This is a genomic window from Mogibacterium kristiansenii (genome assembly GCF_009695905.1).
Classification (GTDB): Bacteria; Bacillota; Clostridia; order Peptostreptococcales; family Anaerovoracaceae; genus Mogibacterium_A; species Mogibacterium_A kristiansenii.
This window is the reverse complement of the sequence record NZ_VUNA01000010.1, coordinates 77272-92844: the sequence shown is the minus strand read 5'-3', so window position 1 is coordinate 92844 and position 15573 is coordinate 77272. Positions and strand designations below refer to the sequence as shown.

The following is a 15573-nucleotide window of genomic DNA, read 5'->3' as shown; positions in this document are numbered from 1 at the left end:
ATGAGAGAAGTCTATGGTCTTAAGCAGAGCGATAGCGAATAACATCTATACTATTTGCGGTACCCCATCTCTGGAACGCCGGTACCCGGCGTCCCGGAATGGCGGTTTCACCGCACAGGAATATTCATTCTTGCCCAGCCAAAAGAAAAATCTCTGTCCGTAACCTGCCCGAGGATACTTCTTTCCCCATTTCTGCATAGACTGAATGACTGCCGTTTTCACATCATCATCGTCGGCATCATTTGAAATACGCATCAGCGCATCTGCCACCGCAATCGTCATTACGGAATCATCCGTGAAACACACCCGGTCATTGAACATCTCGAAATCTTTTGTTTTATTGCCCCGGTCAAACTCGTAGGGTGCGCCAATCATGTCCCCTAAAATTGCTCCATACATATATTGAATCCTCCTTCGAACTCTTGATGCTGCAAGTATATCAGAATACGAAAAAGGAGTGGTCGTTTGTCATGCGACAAATTCCACTCCCCGGAATCACGCCCCCAGAATCGGCTGCCCATATTTGAATAGTGCAGCGTTTATCTCATAGATATCGTACACCTTGTTCGTGACGAAATAGGTGATGATCAAGTCAAACTTGCTGCTGGGAGAGAATGCAATCTCTGCCCTGGACAGCAAATCCAGCATCGCCGGCATATCCAGCTGAAGCGCGATTGCAAAAGCCACCGCGGTTTTTTTCGTCGGCTTATAATCTTTCTTACATCGGATTCTCGAAAACACCTTCCGATCGATGTTCGCTTTCTTATAAACGGTAACATCGTCCATACCGCTCTCTTCAATCAGCTTGAACAGTTTTTGCTGAAATGTGTCCTCAGAACGCTCCAGAATTTCGTCCAGGCTCATTCCGGAAACGTCCGGAAATAACGGTGCACCCAGCATCGCGGAGGTTTTGTTTTGCTCCGGCCGCTCCCACCGTTCGCTTCCGTACCAAATTCCGTACTCCGCTTCATGAAGCTCGGCTATGCCGTGCTCATCGATGTATTCTTCAATATCCCCCACCAGCTTCTCGGACAGCTCGAACGCCTTCCGACCCAGCACGACCAGAATAACCTCCATCTCATGGGACAGAAGGAATTTGTCGATCTCCGCCAAAGCAATCTGCAGCGCCTCATCTTTCGGGAATCCGTAGCTTCCTGTGGCAATCAGAGGAAATGCGATGCTCCTGCAGGAAAGCTCTGCTGCCAGGTTCAGCGATTTCTCATAACACGAATGAAGAATCTCCCGCTCATCGTGATTGCCATCAATCCATGCCGGTCCGACAGTATGAATTATATATTTTGCGTTCAGGTTAAAAGCAGGTGTATGGGCCGCTTGACCCGGATGCATAATACCGATTTTCTTACGCGCCGCCAGCAACCGATCTCTGCCGGCGGCATGATAAATTGCACAATCCGTGCCTCTGCCAACGGCAACATCCGGATTCGCCGTGTTCACGATGGCATCTGCTTTTACTTTTGTAATATCGTTTCGGATAATCTGAAACGGCATCCGAAGTCACCTCCATCAGTTAAAAATCATTTCTTCACATTCTCTTCCAGTTCCAGCATGTACCGGTCAAAGTCGGACATGAACAGTCTGTCCTGAATCACACGGTATTTTTCAAATTCGGTTTCGGCATGGAGCTTTGCAATTTCAGCCGTTACTTTCCCTGCATCCTGTAATATGCCGTAATCAAACATTTCAATGAAGCTGTTAAGTCTTTTTTCCCAATCCTGCATCGTAAGAGGGATGTGTCGCAATGTCATGCTTTCAGCGAAATCCAAATATGCCGTTACGTGATCCGCTCTTTCTACAATCAGCTCTGCTGCCGTATGTCCATGAACTGCATAGTGCATTTTATTCTGAACGGTTGCGTAGAATCTTCTAGTGGTTGCAGAATTCTTATCGTAGTCGATGGCGGTAGCATAGAGATCGGTTATCTTCTGGTAGAACTTCCTTTCGCTAGCACGAATCTCGCGGATGCGTTCTAACTGTTCATCGAAGTACTTTTCGGTCAGATACGTCCCTCGTTTCAGCCGTTCATCATCCATAACCCACCCTTTGATGGTGTAGTCTTTTGCAATCTGATTGACCCATTTACGAAACTGCACCGCACGCTCAGAATTGACCTTAAAACCAACTGCAATGATCATCTCTAAGGAATAGTGATTTGTGCTGTAGCTTTTTCCGTCAGTGGCAGTTATCCGAAATTTTCGGATAACTGAATCCTCTTGTAATTCGCTATCACTAAAGATTTTTTTTACATGATAATTTATGGTGCGAACATCCACATCGTACAACGTGGCCATCATCTTCTGCGTCAGCCATATATTCTCATCCTCATAGCGCATTTCAATGCTGTCCTGTTGGTCGCCCACAGAGGCAACATAGGTCAAATATTCCGCCGCGCTGGAACGGATGGTGATCTCTTCTTTTTTCTTTTTCACTGGAATCCCCCCTGAACGCTTGTCACCGTCCCGAAACCGGCCGCTGTCTATGAATTACCCATTTTTGCTTTTGTATTTTGGAATTTGTCCAAAAGCCTTTTAACGATAGATCGGAGCTATCGTTAAAAAGTGTACTATCTTACAAACTGGAAGTTGTAATCCGCTTTACAGGTGATCATTTGGATCATTCTTTCTATATACTAACCAACTTATCAGCCAGCTATCTGTCAGCAGATATGCGATAAAACTCTTCTTTATTGCACTCTTTTCTCTTTCTGTTTTGTATCTCATTGTGTATCTCATTGCTTTTGAAACAAAATACACTGTTGCAGCCAAAAAGATTATCAAAATGGCAATTGATATAAAAGATTGTTTCACTTGGTGTTCACCTCCATCCCAGATAACTTCCGATTTTTCATAACACGTATCACTTCGCCAAGTTGCACAATACGATTATCATTTACAGCATACCCCTGCAATATGTATTTTTTTAGAACTGAATTTGCCCATCTTCTGAATTCAACACCTCGTTTAGATTTAACGCGATATCCGACGGAAATGATAACATCTAAATTATAGTATTCAGTCATATGTGTCTGTGTTTTTCCTCCTATTGCACCATGCTCGCTATCTTGTTCCTCCGATATGCAACTCCATATCCGTACAATTCCAAGTGCCTATCGGCATTTTGTACTCGCTCTTGGCATACGCCGTAAAGCCTGCCGCTTCATAGCAGCGTATGATGAGATGTCCTATGACATCGCCATTCGCATCTATTACTGTTAACGGATAAAAACGCCCATTTTCAATCCGCGGCATATAGTTTTCGATTATGTCATCCCCCATAAGTGGATACTTACTAAAAGTGTTTGCAAGAGTTATTTGCCTCTTTTATTTTATCCGATCACACAGGTTAAGGCCAGATTCATAACCAGATCTGCATCATTGTACTCGTCTTTGGTTAGCCAAGCTGCAGCTAACGAGGTGATCTTTGATTGATAATTCTTCTTCTCGTCAAATTGATTTGGATCAGAAACTATACAATATCCGAAGCCTTTCGAAGTGCGTTCTTTAAGTTGGAAGCAGCAATTATCCAGATCCCACTCATAGGGGTCATACGCACAGAGTCCCATAATCTGTTTCTCATTTTCACAAGAATACAATAATGAACGCTCATCGCCGTCATTGTATTCAAGAAGATCTTTATCAAATCCACAGAATATCTCATCCCCGACCTTCAACTGCGAAAGGTCAATATCAATGATATGCATCGTTACCGTAGGAGCTAAAGCTTCCTCCGGATCGTCATATGTTTTTATGCAGTACCTAAAAGGAACATTCTTTCCATTTATCCTAACTTTTATACTGCCAAACGGTGTCTCCAACTCATCAATTACCTTGTGCGGCCTATTGAAAAAAATATCCGATCTAATTATCTCCGGGTCAAAAATCTCACCGCAATGATCGCAATACACATCAAACTTCCATGATTGGATCTTTCCATTCGCAATATCATGCGTGCATCGGCATATAACCGATCCTATATGACATTTCGGACATTTACAAATAAGAGCGGTCTCTCCGTCCCCCCTATTTGTATGGAACCTTTCCAAGATTGACAGCAGGAATTCTTTTTCTTTTTCTACAGAATTTGTATACATAGTTTCTCGCCTTTCGAATTATGACGGCATATAGCCGATTTTATTGATTCCAATCACGCCTCTGCTCAGCACCGTAATATCAATCTTTCATATTCTGATGTTTCAACGCCTATCCCGCCTATCCGTGTCCGAGGAATGCGGTTTGGGCTATAAAAAGATTTGCATTATGTCAGATGTTTCCGCTTTTGCCTTGGCAATCTCAGCAGTGATTTTGCCTGCATTCTGAAGAATCTCTCTATCGTCAGCCATCAAGAATAGATCCAGTCGTTTCGCCCAATCCTCCATCGTCATTGGAACATGACGTTCTGCACGGTCCTCTGCCAAGTCCAGATAAGCAGATACAGTTAATCCCATATGTGGCTTGTCTGCATCGGCTCGCTCGTAAATCAACTCCGCTGCTGTATGTCCATGAACCGCATAATGCATCTTGTTTTGTCCATGGCCCAGCCTTTGATGGTGTAGTCCTTGACAATGCCATTGGCCCACTTACGAAATTGTACAGCTCGCTCATTATTCACCTTGAATCCAACCGCAATAATCATTTGAAGATTATAATGCTTCGTATCACGAGTCACCTGACGGGAACCTTCGGTTTGAACTATTCGGAAATTCCGAATAGTTGCAGACTCTTCTAATTCACTATCAGCATAAATCTTTTTAATATGTTCATTTATCGTTGGCAAACCAACACCATACAGTGTGGCCATCATCTTCTGCGTCAGCCATATATTCTCAATCCTCCAATTCCTCAAAGCGGTAGCGCGGTTTCCCAACACTCCTCTTCCCGTACTCAATCGCTTTCGCCGGGCAATAGCTGATGCACGCCATGCAATGCGTACACTGCTTCCCCCACACCGGCTTCCCACTCCGAAGCTCAATATTGTTCAGGGGACATTTTGACGCGCATTGTCCGCAGCCGACACACGCCCCGCTCACACGAAACGGGTCCGCTTTGACAATCAGCCGGTAAAAAAATGGATTGATGATACCGCTCATGATGCGGTACTCCATGTTATTGCGAGGTGCCGGAAATTCCCGTCCCGCCTGAACGCTTGCAATCGCCGCTTCCACATCCGGCTGCGCCTTCTGGACGATTTCCCCGGCTTCCTCTGCCTCCGGCGTGGCGAACAAGGCGATGTAGTTCTCCGGCATAACAATCTGTGCAGTTCCCATGTACTGCAGATTTTTTTGCTCCGCAAGATGCCGGTTGTATTTTGCGGCGTTGCCAATCTCGCTTCCACAATCCATGACGAACCAGATGCGTTCGGCGGACGCGAATTCTGTTTTTATGAGCCAATCGGATACCACCCGGGGAATGCGCCACGCATAGGTGGGAACAATGAGGATTACGTCGTGGCCCGTTTGGATGGGCGAAGTGTCGCAGGTTCGGATTTTTGCGTTCAGGTCTGTGAGGGGCTCCTGAAGCGCTTCCGCAAAGCGCCTTGCGATATATCGGCTGTTGCCGGTTCCAGAAAAACAAAAAATCATATATAATGCAACTCCATTTCCGTACAATTCCAAGTGCCTATCGGCATTTTGTACTCGCTCTCGGCATACGCCGTAAATCCTGCCGCTTCATAGCAGCGTCTTGCGCTCTCGTTATTTTCAAACACAGCCAGCTCAATTAACGGAACTTTCATCCTCTTCTCGCGAATAGCGTATGATGAGATGTCCTATGACATCGCCATTCGCATCGATTGCTGTTAGCGGATAAAAACGCCCATTTTCAATCCGAGGCGTATAGTTTTCGATTATGTCATCCCCCGTAAGTGGATACTTACCAAAACTGTCGGCAGACCATTTGTATAATTCTTCCTCCGATCGAATCCAACCGGCTATAATCGGAGCATCTTCCTTCTTGAAATTTCTTAGTTTCATTTGTTTTAAGTCCTCACGATTCTGCTTTTTTTCAATCAAACCAAGACTTTTCCCAATCATCAGCGCTGATACCTCCGATATTGATAAGAACAAGTTCATCCCAACGATCTTTTATGGAACGCCTATCATAAATCTTGCCTCGAATAATTCCTTAGCTGTCTTAAACTCACAGCCGTCTTCAATATCGCAGTAACCTGCCCAATATGGTTTCTCGTGCTGCGACAAATAGCCTATGTAATGCTCAACTTCTTCAGGATCCGAACGGAAATAAAATGTCGTTTCATCTACACGCTCATCGCCTTTTTCAAATTGAGCAAAGATAAAATTGTAATCCTGATACCACTTCATGATTCACCTACATCAAACCGGCACATAGCCGATTTTATTGACTCCAATCACACCTCTTCTTAAAACTGTAATATCTATTGTCTCATATTCTGATGTTTCTATATCTGTTCCCGTAACCTGTGTGCGTGGCACGTCAGTCATTTCCATTTGCGTTCTCTGAATAGGTATAGTTTCTATACCCATCTCCTTCAGCACATCTTCCGGAAGTTCATAGTTCTGCTCTACAAGACCAAAACAGGTAAATCCCGTATCCACACAGAAGGAAATCAACTTCTTCTTTCCAATATTGTAAATCACGCAAAAGGAGGTTCCGATTAAGCTTCCGAGCAAGTAGCCGACAACCGGCAATTCAAAGCCAAGTGCCAGTCCGATAATCTTTCCGATATGAACACCTAACAAATATCCTCCAGAAATCACAACCGTATCAACGAATGCCGCTCCCATTTGTTGGGTACTCATCTTCCCGGCTGCTACGAGAATGCTGTTTTTCACCGTTTGCATAACAAGCGCCACAACCGTTCCAAGCACAATCGGATTTATGCCTTTAAACATCTCGCCCAGCATGCCGGCATCACACATTATCTTCAAAGAGGATGCCACCGATCCCCGCAGAAAACCTTCGGCACCTGCAGAGATTCCCTTTGTTCCCATCCTTTTAATCTGCGGTATATCGAGCTCTCCATGTTTGATAAGATAATCAATCGCCTTATATATTTCCGGTGTCAGCTGAACGGCAACCGTCACGGCCGCTGCCGTATATCCAGCTTTAAGCGCCTGTTTTAAGAGATATTCTGTCCGGATTGCGCTCTCTGCTGTAACTCCATGCTCGGAAGCTTTAAAGTCTTGCTTCTTGCTTTCCCTTGCAATTTCTTCAAGTTCTTTTCTTGTCGCTGTCCGTGATTTGGTACCATCTTTAGTCGTAATAGTATCTGTCAATTTTTCTTCTGTCTCGGAGTATGCTTTTGAAACATCCGGACGAATCGATCGATTTCTTAACGCCCGACGGCTTGCTTCAGCTTTCGCATCAGATAATTGATCTGTAGGAACAAGCCGTCCCTGTCCTTGATAACTTGCCTGTCTTGTTTCCGGATTCATCCTTGCCTGTTCAATCGCGCTTTTAGCTCCATCAGCATAGGACTTGGCACTATATGCGCCCACATCTTTGCCGCCTTGTTTCATCAACACGTCAACAGAATCCTTCACCGTACTATGAAGGACCTCCGCTCTATATGTAGAATCAGCTGCAATGGCATCCACATTAAATGTACCGGCGCCCCACTCTTCCAACATAAACCCCTGAAGTTGTTTGATGCCCAGGTTTCTGTAATTATGCTTGTTTATATTTTCTTCCAGCTGCTTAATGGCCGCATCTACAGCGCTGACATATTCCATGCCCATGTGTGCTGCCAAATCCGCTCCCATTATTTGGGTAGCGAAATCCCAGCCTTGCTGCATTTCACTTTTTTGTTGCATAGGCGCATACCTCACGCATTCATGAATTCTTCAAGGCCATCATTATAGAGATGGATTACTCCATAGAAAAGCATCTGCTTCTTCATCAATTTCTTATTTCTAAAAAACTCTTCGGACCGGGCTGCCACTTGAGTGCCTACTTTTTCGACAGCCTCTGCGCCGGATTCGATGGCCTTTTGAGCCGCTTTGAACAGTTTCGAAGCTTGGGGATTTGATGCCTTCCCGTCTTCATCCAAGACTTCTATATCCTGCATTTCTTCCACAGTTTCAGATTCCAAATCCGTTCCTGTTGATACAACATTATCCTTCATAGTCTTTAAGAAATTTGGAACCGGAAGCTCCGATAGCTTTTCTAGAAATTCATCGTATTTCTGCCTGTCAGACAGAATCTTGGGATCTGCAAATAATACGGCCTGATTCCCTGCCCATCCATACTTGACACCGTAGTCGTCAAACTTGACATCCAGAACCGGAATCAGTTTGTCCGTGCCCTTAATATCTCCAAGGAAAAGTATCTTTCCCTGAATGTTTCCAGCCGCTTTGTTTCCATTCCAAACTTTTTCCGTCCAAGAAATAATATTGATGGAATCATCTCGCGTTCCGACAATGCCTTCATCGTTGTCATCGTGAGTCTCCACCATCTTTTTTAGTTGATTCATCAGCAGCTCATCTTTATAAACAACGATGAGGGTTTTCTTTGTCTCGAACATATTTTAGATTCTCCTTTCTATTTCACTGTTGACAACAGAAAACTGTCAATTGACCGCGGCGTTACGTGTCCTCCCAGCTTTTCATCCACCAGCTTTTCATCCAGGTATTTCTGAAGTTCAAGCATCCGACATACAAAATCACCATATTCAGGATCATACTCCACAATTTCCGAAAGAATCTTCTTATCCGGTCTTTTAACGATTTTTCTGATTGCTTCCTTTGCTCTACTGTCATATATAAAGAACTTTTCCGGACAATGAAAATGTAAATACTTAGATGCTAGAGACCTCTTCTCCAACCCTGTCATCTCTTTAAAAGCGTCCATAAGAAACTTATGCGTGCTCAATATCTCCGGAATGCAATCAAAGATAACACCGGTGTTATTCTTTAAGGATTCAATTCGATTATCAAGCTCATCGCCTATCTCCAACATCTTTGGTGCAACGACATCATAATAGAAATCATCACCCTTGTAATCATCTGCGTTCTTTCTTCGCTCAATCGCAGCGGCATAGCTTCTTCCAATCAACAATATTTTTCCACTCAAAACATCTGCATCATTATGGTGTGGATATTCTTCGCACATTTTATAAAGAATTTTGTTTCCAAATTCCCATCGTGAATTCTCCCGATTAAAGTATTCCTTATATTGATTTTCAGTTCCTTCAACTACCATACTCTATGCCTCCTTTACGCCAAAACAATCTTCCGCAATCAATGCAAAATCTTTATTCAGGTCTAACGTCTTCGTCGCTTTTCCAACTTCTTTTACGCCCTGCGGAATTAATGCTACAGCATTGTCTTCAAGCTTTGATATTTTCCCCGGCTGCATCAACTTGTCGTAGCGTTCTATGAGCTGCTTCAGGGATCTGTCTTCTTTTGCATCAATGATTGATGATGGCGGTAAAAAAACTTGCGTTATATCGGATGTTTCCGGTTCAGTTTCCGCTTTTACCTTGGCAATCTCAGCAGTGATTTTGCCTGCATTCTGAAGAATCTCTCTATCGTCAGCCATCAAGAATAGATTCAGTCGTTTCGCCCAATCCTCCATTGTCATCGGAATATGACGTTCTGCACGGTCCTCTGCCAAGTCCAGATAAGCAGATACAGTTAATCCCATATGTGGCTTGTCTGCATCGGCTCGCTCGTAAATCAACTCCGCTGCTGTATGTCCATGAACCGCATAATGCATCTTGTTTTGTCCATGGCCCAGCCTTTGATGGTGTAATCCTTGACAATCCCATTGGCCCACTTACGAAATTGTACAGCTCGCTCATTATTCACCTTGAATCCAACCGCAATAATCATTTGAAGATTATAATGCTTCGTATCACGAGTCACCTGACGGGAACCTTCGGTTTGAACTATTCGGAAATTCCGAATAGTTGCAGACTCTTCTAATTCACTATCAGCATAAATCTTTTTAATATGTTCATTTATCGTTGGCAAACCAACACCATACAATGTGGCCATCATCTTCTGGGTCAGCCATATATTCTCATCCTCATAGCGCATTTCAATGCTGTCCTGCTGGTCACCGACAGAAGCAACATAGGTCAAGTATTCCGCTGCACTGGAACGGATGGTTATTTCATCTTTTTTCTTTTTCAAATAGGAAGCCTCCTTTAACATCCCAAAATCATTATTCTGCCTGTGCATCAAAGGATTGTTTCACAATTTCCATGATTTGATCTAATTCATCCATAAAAATAAAATCATATGCCATACACTTCCGGTGGGGTTATTCCGCCCTCACCCGCAAATACTTTTCCGCTATATCGTCCAGTTGGCTTTTTATGGATTGGAAATCGCCACTCAAATCAAGCGTTCTTACACATACGCGATTTCCCATGATCTGATATTCGTTATTAAATGCCCCCTCTTCATCTGTTTTCGCGTAGAGAAGCATTCCGGACACCTTTTCATGGGGAACACCGACAAGCTCATTTTCCTTTGTCTTTACATAGGTGAATATCTGGTACAGGTTATCTGTCGGGATGGACACCTTTCCATATTGCTCCCGCAGATTGCGTTCGTAGTATTTTGCATCGATAATCAGCGTTCGTTCTCCGCGCGTCAGAGTAATATCCGTCTTCATCTTCGGAAGCAGATCTCGGAAACCATCATCCACCTGCCAGTCCATCATGGAAGCAGAAGCCTTTACTTTCAAATGCTTGTACTCGGTGTTGTAATATTCCAAAATGAACTTCTCATACAGGTGATGCATCTTTTGATCGTCCAGAAAATCCATCATCCTTTTCGAACCGTCCGATTGTGTCTGAAGCAAGCCTTTAATCACCAGCTCACAGACCGCCACCAACATCCGATAGCTCTGATTATTTCGGTTGAATCGGATGGACCAATTGATGGTGTGTATATCAAGTGTTTCTACGTCTCCGAAGAATACCAGCAGCTTCTTGATTTCCTTCTTTCTGCTTGACGATATCTTTGCTTTCAGCAAAAGCAATAGAGTGCTCTTGATAATCCGATTCATATAGGAGTTGACGGAGAACTCGTCATAGGTACAAACCAGCTCCCCGCGGATCATACTGAGATTTTTTATGGATGCAGTCACATCGATTTTCCCGCGTGGAGACGACAATGCTTTCGTCTCCGAAATATATTCCTGTCCCAGGCCGCGTTTCAGCTGCTGCTTCACGCCCTTTGTCAGAATGGATGCGCACAGCTCCGCTACATTATGAAATTCTTCCGTTTCGATGCTCTTATATCCTTGCTCGTTTAACACTCTGAAGGCGTAGGAAAGCATATAATATACGTTCTGTACCGGAATCACTTAATCGCACTCCTTAAATCCTCAATCCAATCCTTTGCTTTGGAAGGTTCATCAAACCAGTATTCCTTTAGCAGCGGTGCCAGCTCGAACTCAATGATGCCGGAAAGAGTCCGATCGGATGTTTCCTTCAATTCACAGAAGATACTGTGTCCGATACAGAATCCTTCTCCCAGGGATTCATCCTTCGCAATGTCTGCATTCAGCGCTTCTACCCTATCAATCAATCTATTAAACTTCTCGTTCTGCAGGCTATCTCGGTATGCACGGAATCCTCTGGTATTAAACCCGGGTTCCAGATTAAAGAAGGCAAATCTTCTGCGGAGCGCATAATCCATCATTGCCAGACTTCTGTCTGCGGTATTCATCATTCCGATGATATAGACATTTTTCGGAACGGAGAATTTTTCATCCGCATATAAAAGTTTCAGCTCGATGCCGCGCTTGTCCGATTCGATCAGCATGAACAATTCGCCGAATATCTTGCTGAGGTTTCCGCGATTGATTTCGTCGATGATAAAGAAATATGGCTTGTCTTCATCGTCCTCTTCAGCGGATTTGCAAAAGTCATAGAAGGCGCCACGTTTCAATTCAAAGCCGCCTTCCTGTGTCGGACGGAATCCCATGATGAAATCCTCGTAGGAATAGCTCTGGTGGAATTGAACCATCATTACACGGGACGGATCTTTCACACCCATGATGGAATATGCCAGTCGCTTTGCTGTAAAAGTCTTGCCCACACCCGGAGCTCCCTGAAGAATGACATTCTTCTTTTTCTCTACCAGAGCAACCAGCGTGTCGTATTTTGGTTTTTCCATGTAGACTTCATCCAGAAACATATCCTCATCATACGGCCTAAGATCAATCTCCCTCGGTTCTTCAACATCATTTACTATGTCATCTTGGAACAGTGCATTCAGCTTCGTCACGTAGTCTGTATACGCTGTAATATCTGTAAGAGTCTTCATCACCGCTTGTCCGGGATGCGTCCACTCTCCCTTATCGGTCCAGTTAACCGTCCGGATGTTCTTGTACTGGGAGCGGGAAGAATCGAATTCATAATCGGACTCTACGACACCGCGACCGATAATTTGATGCATCCCTTTCTTGGCAAATACGATGTCGCCCGGCTTCATTTCGTTGACAAACTGCCAGGTGGCGTGCGCATCGTTCTTGTAGGACTTCGTCGGATCGATTTTATCTTTCATTGCCTGCTTCATCTCGCTTTTGCTGTTAAATGCAGACAAATCACCGATTTCATCCCAGCCGACACCCATTATCCCGGCATCACAGAACTCCTCCCAGCAAGATGCCCCATCCCCCGGCGAGTACAGCCAGTAGTGGATGATATCCTCCTTCGAGCACTTCCACGCTTCGAAGCTCAACTCCATGAAGTCTTTCAATTTGCTCTCACCACTCTGAAGGTACGCACGAAGCTTCTCCACTATGCCGAAGTATTTGGCGGATGGAATCTTCGCTTCATTTTTCGGAAGAGACTGTACAAGTTCTTTCGGAAGCTTTTCGGATTTATAGATGTACCAGGTATTGACCTTATCCAAGTTCAGAAAGGAATCCGGTGCAATCCAGTACAGTCCCATTGTGATTTTACCGTTGCCGTTTCCCTTCTTGTTGATGCACAAGTCAAAATACTTGGACACCTGATCGATTGTTTCCGATGTCGGATTCTTTGCGTATGCAAGGGCGGCATCAAACAGCTCCCAAAGATTCGGAATATCGTCATCTCCGCGTTCCGGGAGAAAATAATAGAAGGTTGCATTATGATTATTCAGCACCGGAATACTGTTAAACGTAGTCGGGACTGAAGTCTTCACATCAAACAACTCCGCTACTGCTTTCAGGATAGCCTGACGGTTCGCATCCGTGAGATTCTTGTTAAAGAGCCCGAAGAATGTGAAGGGATCGATATCTACAATCTGGTTGTCCTTTTCCAGTTTAGGAAGGTTGATGCCGGTAATCTCGTAGATCTTTTTGACTTTCTCTATCAGTTCCTGGCGGTTGTTCTTGTACTGAAGTAATATGCCGGATAGTTCTTTGTAAAAGTCTACCCAGTCAAATTGGTTTGATTCGCTCATGTAAACCTCCTTGTTTTTTGGTATTAGATGCTTACGGTAAAACCTTAAAACTGTCTCCATCATACGTCGGTAGCATCAATTATCACCGGTGGTTCATCGTTTTCATCCATCAACAGCATATTGATTCGAACTTCCTTTTCAAGCAGAAATCTCTTGTTATAAAACACATCCGCATATTCCAAGACTCTGTTCATCTGAGCAACATCGAAGAAAGCACCGACAAAAGCTCCCACAAAATATACTGATTTTCCAACCGCTTGCTTTGTCAGCTTTTTCCCAATCTGCTCAAAAACTCCTTTGAATAGGTTTTCTTCCAGCCCTTTCTTTCCGGCTTTTTCAAGAGCGTTTTTTGCAGCTTTGTTTGCCAATACCCGCATCTGACAAAGAAGCAGGGTTACACCCCCACGACTGGCCATCTCTCCCCATGTCTTTTTGCTCATGTGCTTAACGGCTGTGATTTCCGTCATAACCATTATTTACCGCAAATTGCAATAACAAATTTAACGCTACCTAACATAACGAATCTTACAACTGAATATACTTGATTGAGGACGGCATTGAAGAGTTCAACCGGTGTTAGATAGTCAAGAATCTTTCTTTTGTCAGATATTGCTAGGATAATTAACGAAATTATGCAGGGTCAAACTCGGAAAATGCTTCCTGTGCTCGTTCCATACTTTTTTCCATCATCATTATCGCAACACGGATGTATCCGCCGGTTGCACAATAACTCTTCATACATGCTAGATTACCATTGAGAAAAAATGATGCCGCTCTAAACTGAGAGTTACGATCATTTAGTCTTTCAAGGATATACACTCTGTTTTTTACTTTCACGCTCTTTATTATATAGAAATCAACAAGATTATCATTATCATAAAAAATAAAAACGATCTTATAAATTAACCCGTTATCCTTGTTTGCTGTTTTGCCGAATACAACTAAATCATATCCATCCTCTCGCTGATGACCTAGGTCTCTAGTTTCTATTTCATTTTCTTTTGTAAACTCAATAAATCGTTCGTACAAATTCATATCTGACTTCCTTTACTCTCAAATCGCGTGATTGCCATACCAGATATCATGCTCCGGTTCAGTTACTAAACTCAAAAAGTCCGTCTCACCGTTCTCGCACTTCATTTGGTTTATTGACTCTATAAGTTCATTTATCTCACCAGCAGGAATTTCTCGTTCCCAATCATCTTCTGCTAATTCTGTAAACTCGATTTCTTCCTTGAGTCGATTGACAACAATAGTACCCGGACGTTTTTCTTCATTTCCTTCAGGATAATACCAATAGACAAGTTTTTCTTCATATTTCTCTATTAATTTGAAAGTAACCATCTTATTACTCCCTATATAATCAAGTGTTTTTCTACACTCCTATTCAAATCCTGATTTATAGGTATAACTTGTTTTCTTTTCTACCGGAACAGACCTTCTTCATTTTCCGTCCGGCGATAAAGCTGACAAACTTGCTGCACTTTCTTGCTTTCTTCGGACAGATTGCAACGCAGTGCATACAAGAAATACATTTAGCCTTATCGGTCATTTTCGGATTGTCCAAAGGAATGGCCCCTGTCGGGCATTCTTTTACGCACAGACCGCAGGAAGTGCATTTTCCGTTTGCAGCAGGCTTGAACGGAACACCACCGTATTCTCGGTATGGTTTTTTTCCGGGGAATTGCGGGGTCCTTTGTGTTTCGCTTTTTTGCATGATTTTAGCGGCAAATTCCAACAATTCCTTTTCGTCTTGCCGATCCGGGCGCCCGGTTCCAAATTGGTGCATCAAGGAATGCTCTGCGACAGCCTCCATTCCTGCGATACATACAAAGCCCGATGCTTCCAGAACATCCTGCAGTTCTAACAAGGTGTCGTCAATCGCACGGTTTCCAAACACCGCCGCAAGAATTGCCTTCGTACCGTCTGCTTTCACATTTCGGAACATATCCGCTACGACCGACGGAATGCGTCCGCCGTAAGACGGTACAGCAACCAAACACAGATCCTCTTTTTCAAATTTCACCTTCATCAATTTATCCGGTTCTTTGATTAGGTCGATTTCTTCAGATTCCGGATTTGTCCCTTTTGCAACAATATCTGCTACTTTCTTTGTACCCCCGGTTGGGCTGAAAAATATGTTATAGAATTTCATAATGCTCCTCTATTTT

General features: G+C 43.7%; 21 protein-coding genes. All 21 read right to left on the bottom strand.

Annotation, left to right across the window (positions count from 1 at the left end; genetic code table 11):
- Positions 1–45 precede the first annotated feature (45 nt).
- Positions 46–399 (bottom strand): ADP-ribosylglycohydrolase family protein, encoded by a 354-nt coding sequence (locus FYJ65_RS06365; RefSeq protein WP_154554507.1) that lies wholly within the window; start codon positions 397–399, stop codon positions 46–48.
- Between the two features lie 96 nt (positions 400–495).
- The gene (locus FYJ65_RS06360; RefSeq protein WP_154554506.1) at positions 496–1509 is read right to left on the bottom strand and encodes a macro domain-containing protein; all 1014 of its coding nucleotides are present in this window, start codon (positions 1507–1509) and stop codon (positions 496–498) included.
- A 26-nt stretch (positions 1510–1535) separates the two neighbouring features.
- The gene (gene rhuM / locus FYJ65_RS06355; RefSeq protein ID WP_277672314.1) at positions 1536–2447 is read right to left on the bottom strand and encodes a RhuM family protein; all 912 of its coding nucleotides are present in this window, start codon (positions 2445–2447) and stop codon (positions 1536–1538) included.
- A 374-nt stretch (positions 2448–2821) separates the two neighbouring features.
- Positions 2822–3037 (bottom strand): RhuM family protein, encoded by a 216-nt coding sequence (rhuM, locus tag FYJ65_RS06350; protein ID WP_416388864.1) that lies wholly within the window; start codon positions 3035–3037, stop codon positions 2822–2824.
- A 306-nt stretch (positions 3038–3343) separates the two neighbouring features.
- Positions 3344–4108 (bottom strand): hypothetical protein, encoded by a 765-nt coding sequence (locus tag FYJ65_RS06345; protein WP_154554505.1) that lies wholly within the window; start codon positions 4106–4108, stop codon positions 3344–3346.
- A 147-nt stretch (positions 4109–4255) separates the two neighbouring features.
- Positions 4256–4534 carry a RhuM family protein gene (gene rhuM, locus FYJ65_RS09865; RefSeq protein ID WP_331469438.1) on the bottom strand — a complete coding sequence of 93 codons (279 nt, stop codon included), beginning with the start codon at positions 4532–4534 and terminating at the stop codon, positions 4256–4258.
- A complete protein-coding gene (gene rhuM / locus FYJ65_RS09860; RefSeq protein ID WP_331469437.1) occupies positions 4495–4818 on the bottom strand; it encodes a RhuM family protein in 324 nt (107 codons plus the stop codon). Before rhuM (FYJ65_RS09860) ends, rhuM (FYJ65_RS09865) begins: the two co-directional genes overlap by 40 nt.
- Positions 4819–4840: 22 nt before the next feature.
- Entirely contained in the window at positions 4841–5596 is a 756-nt protein-coding gene (locus FYJ65_RS06335; RefSeq protein ID WP_154554504.1) for an EFR1 family ferrodoxin, read from the bottom strand.
- Positions 5597–5728: 132 nt separating this feature from the next.
- Positions 5729–6046 carry a hypothetical protein gene (locus tag FYJ65_RS06330; RefSeq protein WP_154554503.1) on the bottom strand — a complete coding sequence of 106 codons (318 nt, stop codon included), beginning with the start codon at positions 6044–6046 and terminating at the stop codon, positions 5729–5731.
- Between the two features lie 51 nt (positions 6047–6097).
- Positions 6098–6334: a hypothetical protein gene (locus FYJ65_RS06325; RefSeq protein WP_235898217.1), complete on the bottom strand. Its 237-nt coding sequence runs from the start codon at positions 6332–6334 to the stop codon at positions 6098–6100.
- A gap of 12 nt (positions 6335–6346) precedes the next feature.
- Positions 6347–7807: a hypothetical protein gene (locus FYJ65_RS06320; RefSeq protein ID WP_154554502.1), complete on the bottom strand. Its 1461-nt coding sequence runs from the start codon at positions 7805–7807 to the stop codon at positions 6347–6349.
- Between the two features lie 11 nt (positions 7808–7818).
- Complete coding sequence (locus FYJ65_RS09510) at positions 7819–8517, bottom strand: hypothetical protein (RefSeq protein WP_206157338.1); 699 nt, start codon at positions 8515–8517, stop codon at positions 7819–7821.
- Positions 8518–8534: 17 nt separating this feature from the next.
- Positions 8535–9194: a hypothetical protein gene (locus tag FYJ65_RS06305; protein WP_154554500.1), complete on the bottom strand. Its 660-nt coding sequence runs from the start codon at positions 9192–9194 to the stop codon at positions 8535–8537.
- 3 nt (positions 9195–9197) lie between these two features.
- Positions 9198–9710, bottom strand: a complete 513-nt coding sequence (gene rhuM, locus FYJ65_RS09855; protein WP_331469436.1) for a RhuM family protein — start codon at positions 9708–9710, stop codon at positions 9198–9200.
- Positions 9671–10129, bottom strand: coding sequence for a virulence RhuM family protein (locus FYJ65_RS06300; RefSeq protein WP_331469435.1), 459 nt, complete (start codon positions 10127–10129; stop codon positions 9671–9673). The genes rhuM (FYJ65_RS09855) and FYJ65_RS06300 overlap by 40 nt, the downstream gene beginning before the upstream one ends.
- 130 nt (positions 10130–10259) lie before the next feature.
- Complete coding sequence (gene mcrC, locus FYJ65_RS06295; protein ID WP_328603041.1) at positions 10260–11312, bottom strand: 5-methylcytosine-specific restriction endonuclease system specificity protein McrC; 1053 nt, start codon at positions 11310–11312, stop codon at positions 10260–10262.
- Entirely contained in the window at positions 11309–13402 is a 2094-nt protein-coding gene (locus FYJ65_RS06290; protein ID WP_154554499.1) for an AAA family ATPase, read from the bottom strand. Before FYJ65_RS06290 ends, mcrC begins: the two co-directional genes overlap by 4 nt.
- A 59-nt stretch (positions 13403–13461) precedes the next feature.
- Entirely contained in the window at positions 13462–13842 is a 381-nt protein-coding gene (locus FYJ65_RS06285; protein WP_154554498.1) for a hypothetical protein, read from the bottom strand.
- Between the two features lie 190 nt (positions 13843–14032).
- Positions 14033–14437 carry a hypothetical protein gene (locus FYJ65_RS06280; protein ID WP_154554497.1) on the bottom strand — a complete coding sequence of 135 codons (405 nt, stop codon included), beginning with the start codon at positions 14435–14437 and terminating at the stop codon, positions 14033–14035.
- Positions 14438–14455: 18 nt separating this feature from the next.
- Entirely contained in the window at positions 14456–14746 is a 291-nt protein-coding gene (locus tag FYJ65_RS06275; protein ID WP_154554496.1) for a hypothetical protein, read from the bottom strand.
- 55 nt (positions 14747–14801) lie between these two features.
- Positions 14802–15557, bottom strand: coding sequence for an EFR1 family ferrodoxin (locus FYJ65_RS06270; protein WP_154554495.1), 756 nt, complete (start codon positions 15555–15557; stop codon positions 14802–14804).
- Between the last annotated feature and the right edge of the window lie 16 nt (positions 15558–15573).

Bases quoted from the DNA above. Each gene is read 5' to 3' on its own strand.
- FYJ65_RS06270 (WP_154554495.1), bottom strand. From the start codon at position 15,557: ATGAAATTCTATAACATATTTTTCAGCCCAACCGGGGGTACAAAGAAA.
- FYJ65_RS06320 (WP_154554502.1), bottom strand. From the start codon at position 7,807: ATGCAACAAAAAAGTGAAATGCAGCAAGGCTGGGATTTCGCTACCCAA.
- FYJ65_RS06345 (WP_154554505.1), bottom strand. From the start codon at position 4,108: ATGTATACAAATTCTGTAGAAAAAGAAAAAGAATTCCTGCTGTCAATC.
- rhuM (WP_331469436.1), bottom strand. From the start codon at position 9,710: ATGCATTATGCGGTTCATGGACATACAGCAGCGGAGTTGATTTACGAG.
- FYJ65_RS06365 (WP_154554507.1), bottom strand. From the start codon at position 399: ATGTATGGAGCAATTTTAGGGGACATGATTGGCGCACCCTACGAGTTT.
- FYJ65_RS06275 (WP_154554496.1), bottom strand. From the start codon at position 14,746: ATGGTTACTTTCAAATTAATAGAGAAATATGAAGAAAAACTTGTCTAT.
- FYJ65_RS09510 (WP_206157338.1), bottom strand. From the start codon at position 8,517: ATGTTCGAGACAAAGAAAACCCTCATCGTTGTTTATAAAGATGAGCTG.
- FYJ65_RS06280 (WP_154554497.1), bottom strand. From the start codon at position 14,437: ATGAATTTGTACGAACGATTTATTGAGTTTACAAAAGAAAATGAAATA.
- FYJ65_RS06360 (WP_154554506.1), bottom strand. From the start codon at position 1,509: ATGCCGTTTCAGATTATCCGAAACGATATTACAAAAGTAAAAGCAGAT.
- FYJ65_RS06305 (WP_154554500.1), bottom strand. From the start codon at position 9,194: ATGGTAGTTGAAGGAACTGAAAATCAATATAAGGAATACTTTAATCGG.
- FYJ65_RS06285 (WP_154554498.1), bottom strand. From the start codon at position 13,842: ATGAGCAAAAAGACATGGGGAGAGATGGCCAGTCGTGGGGGTGTAACC.
- FYJ65_RS06290 (WP_154554499.1), bottom strand. From the start codon at position 13,402: ATGAGCGAATCAAACCAATTTGACTGGGTAGACTTTTACAAAGAACTA.
- FYJ65_RS06330 (WP_154554503.1), bottom strand. From the start codon at position 6,046: ATGATTGGGAAAAGTCTTGGTTTGATTGAAAAAAAGCAGAATCGTGAG.
- rhuM (WP_331469438.1), bottom strand. From the start codon at position 4,534: ATGCATTATGCGGTTCATGGACATACAGCAGCGGAGTTGATTTACGAG.
- FYJ65_RS06335 (WP_154554504.1), bottom strand. From the start codon at position 5,596: ATGATTTTTTGTTTTTCTGGAACCGGCAACAGCCGATATATCGCAAGG.
- rhuM (WP_331469437.1), bottom strand. From the start codon at position 4,818: ATGATGGCCACACTGTATGGTGTTGGTTTGCCAACGATAAATGAACAT.
- rhuM (WP_416388864.1), bottom strand. From the start codon at position 3,037: ATGACTGAATACTATAATTTAGATGTTATCATTTCCGTCGGATATCGC.
- FYJ65_RS06325 (WP_235898217.1), bottom strand. From the start codon at position 6,334: ATGAAGTGGTATCAGGATTACAATTTTATCTTTGCTCAATTTGAAAAA.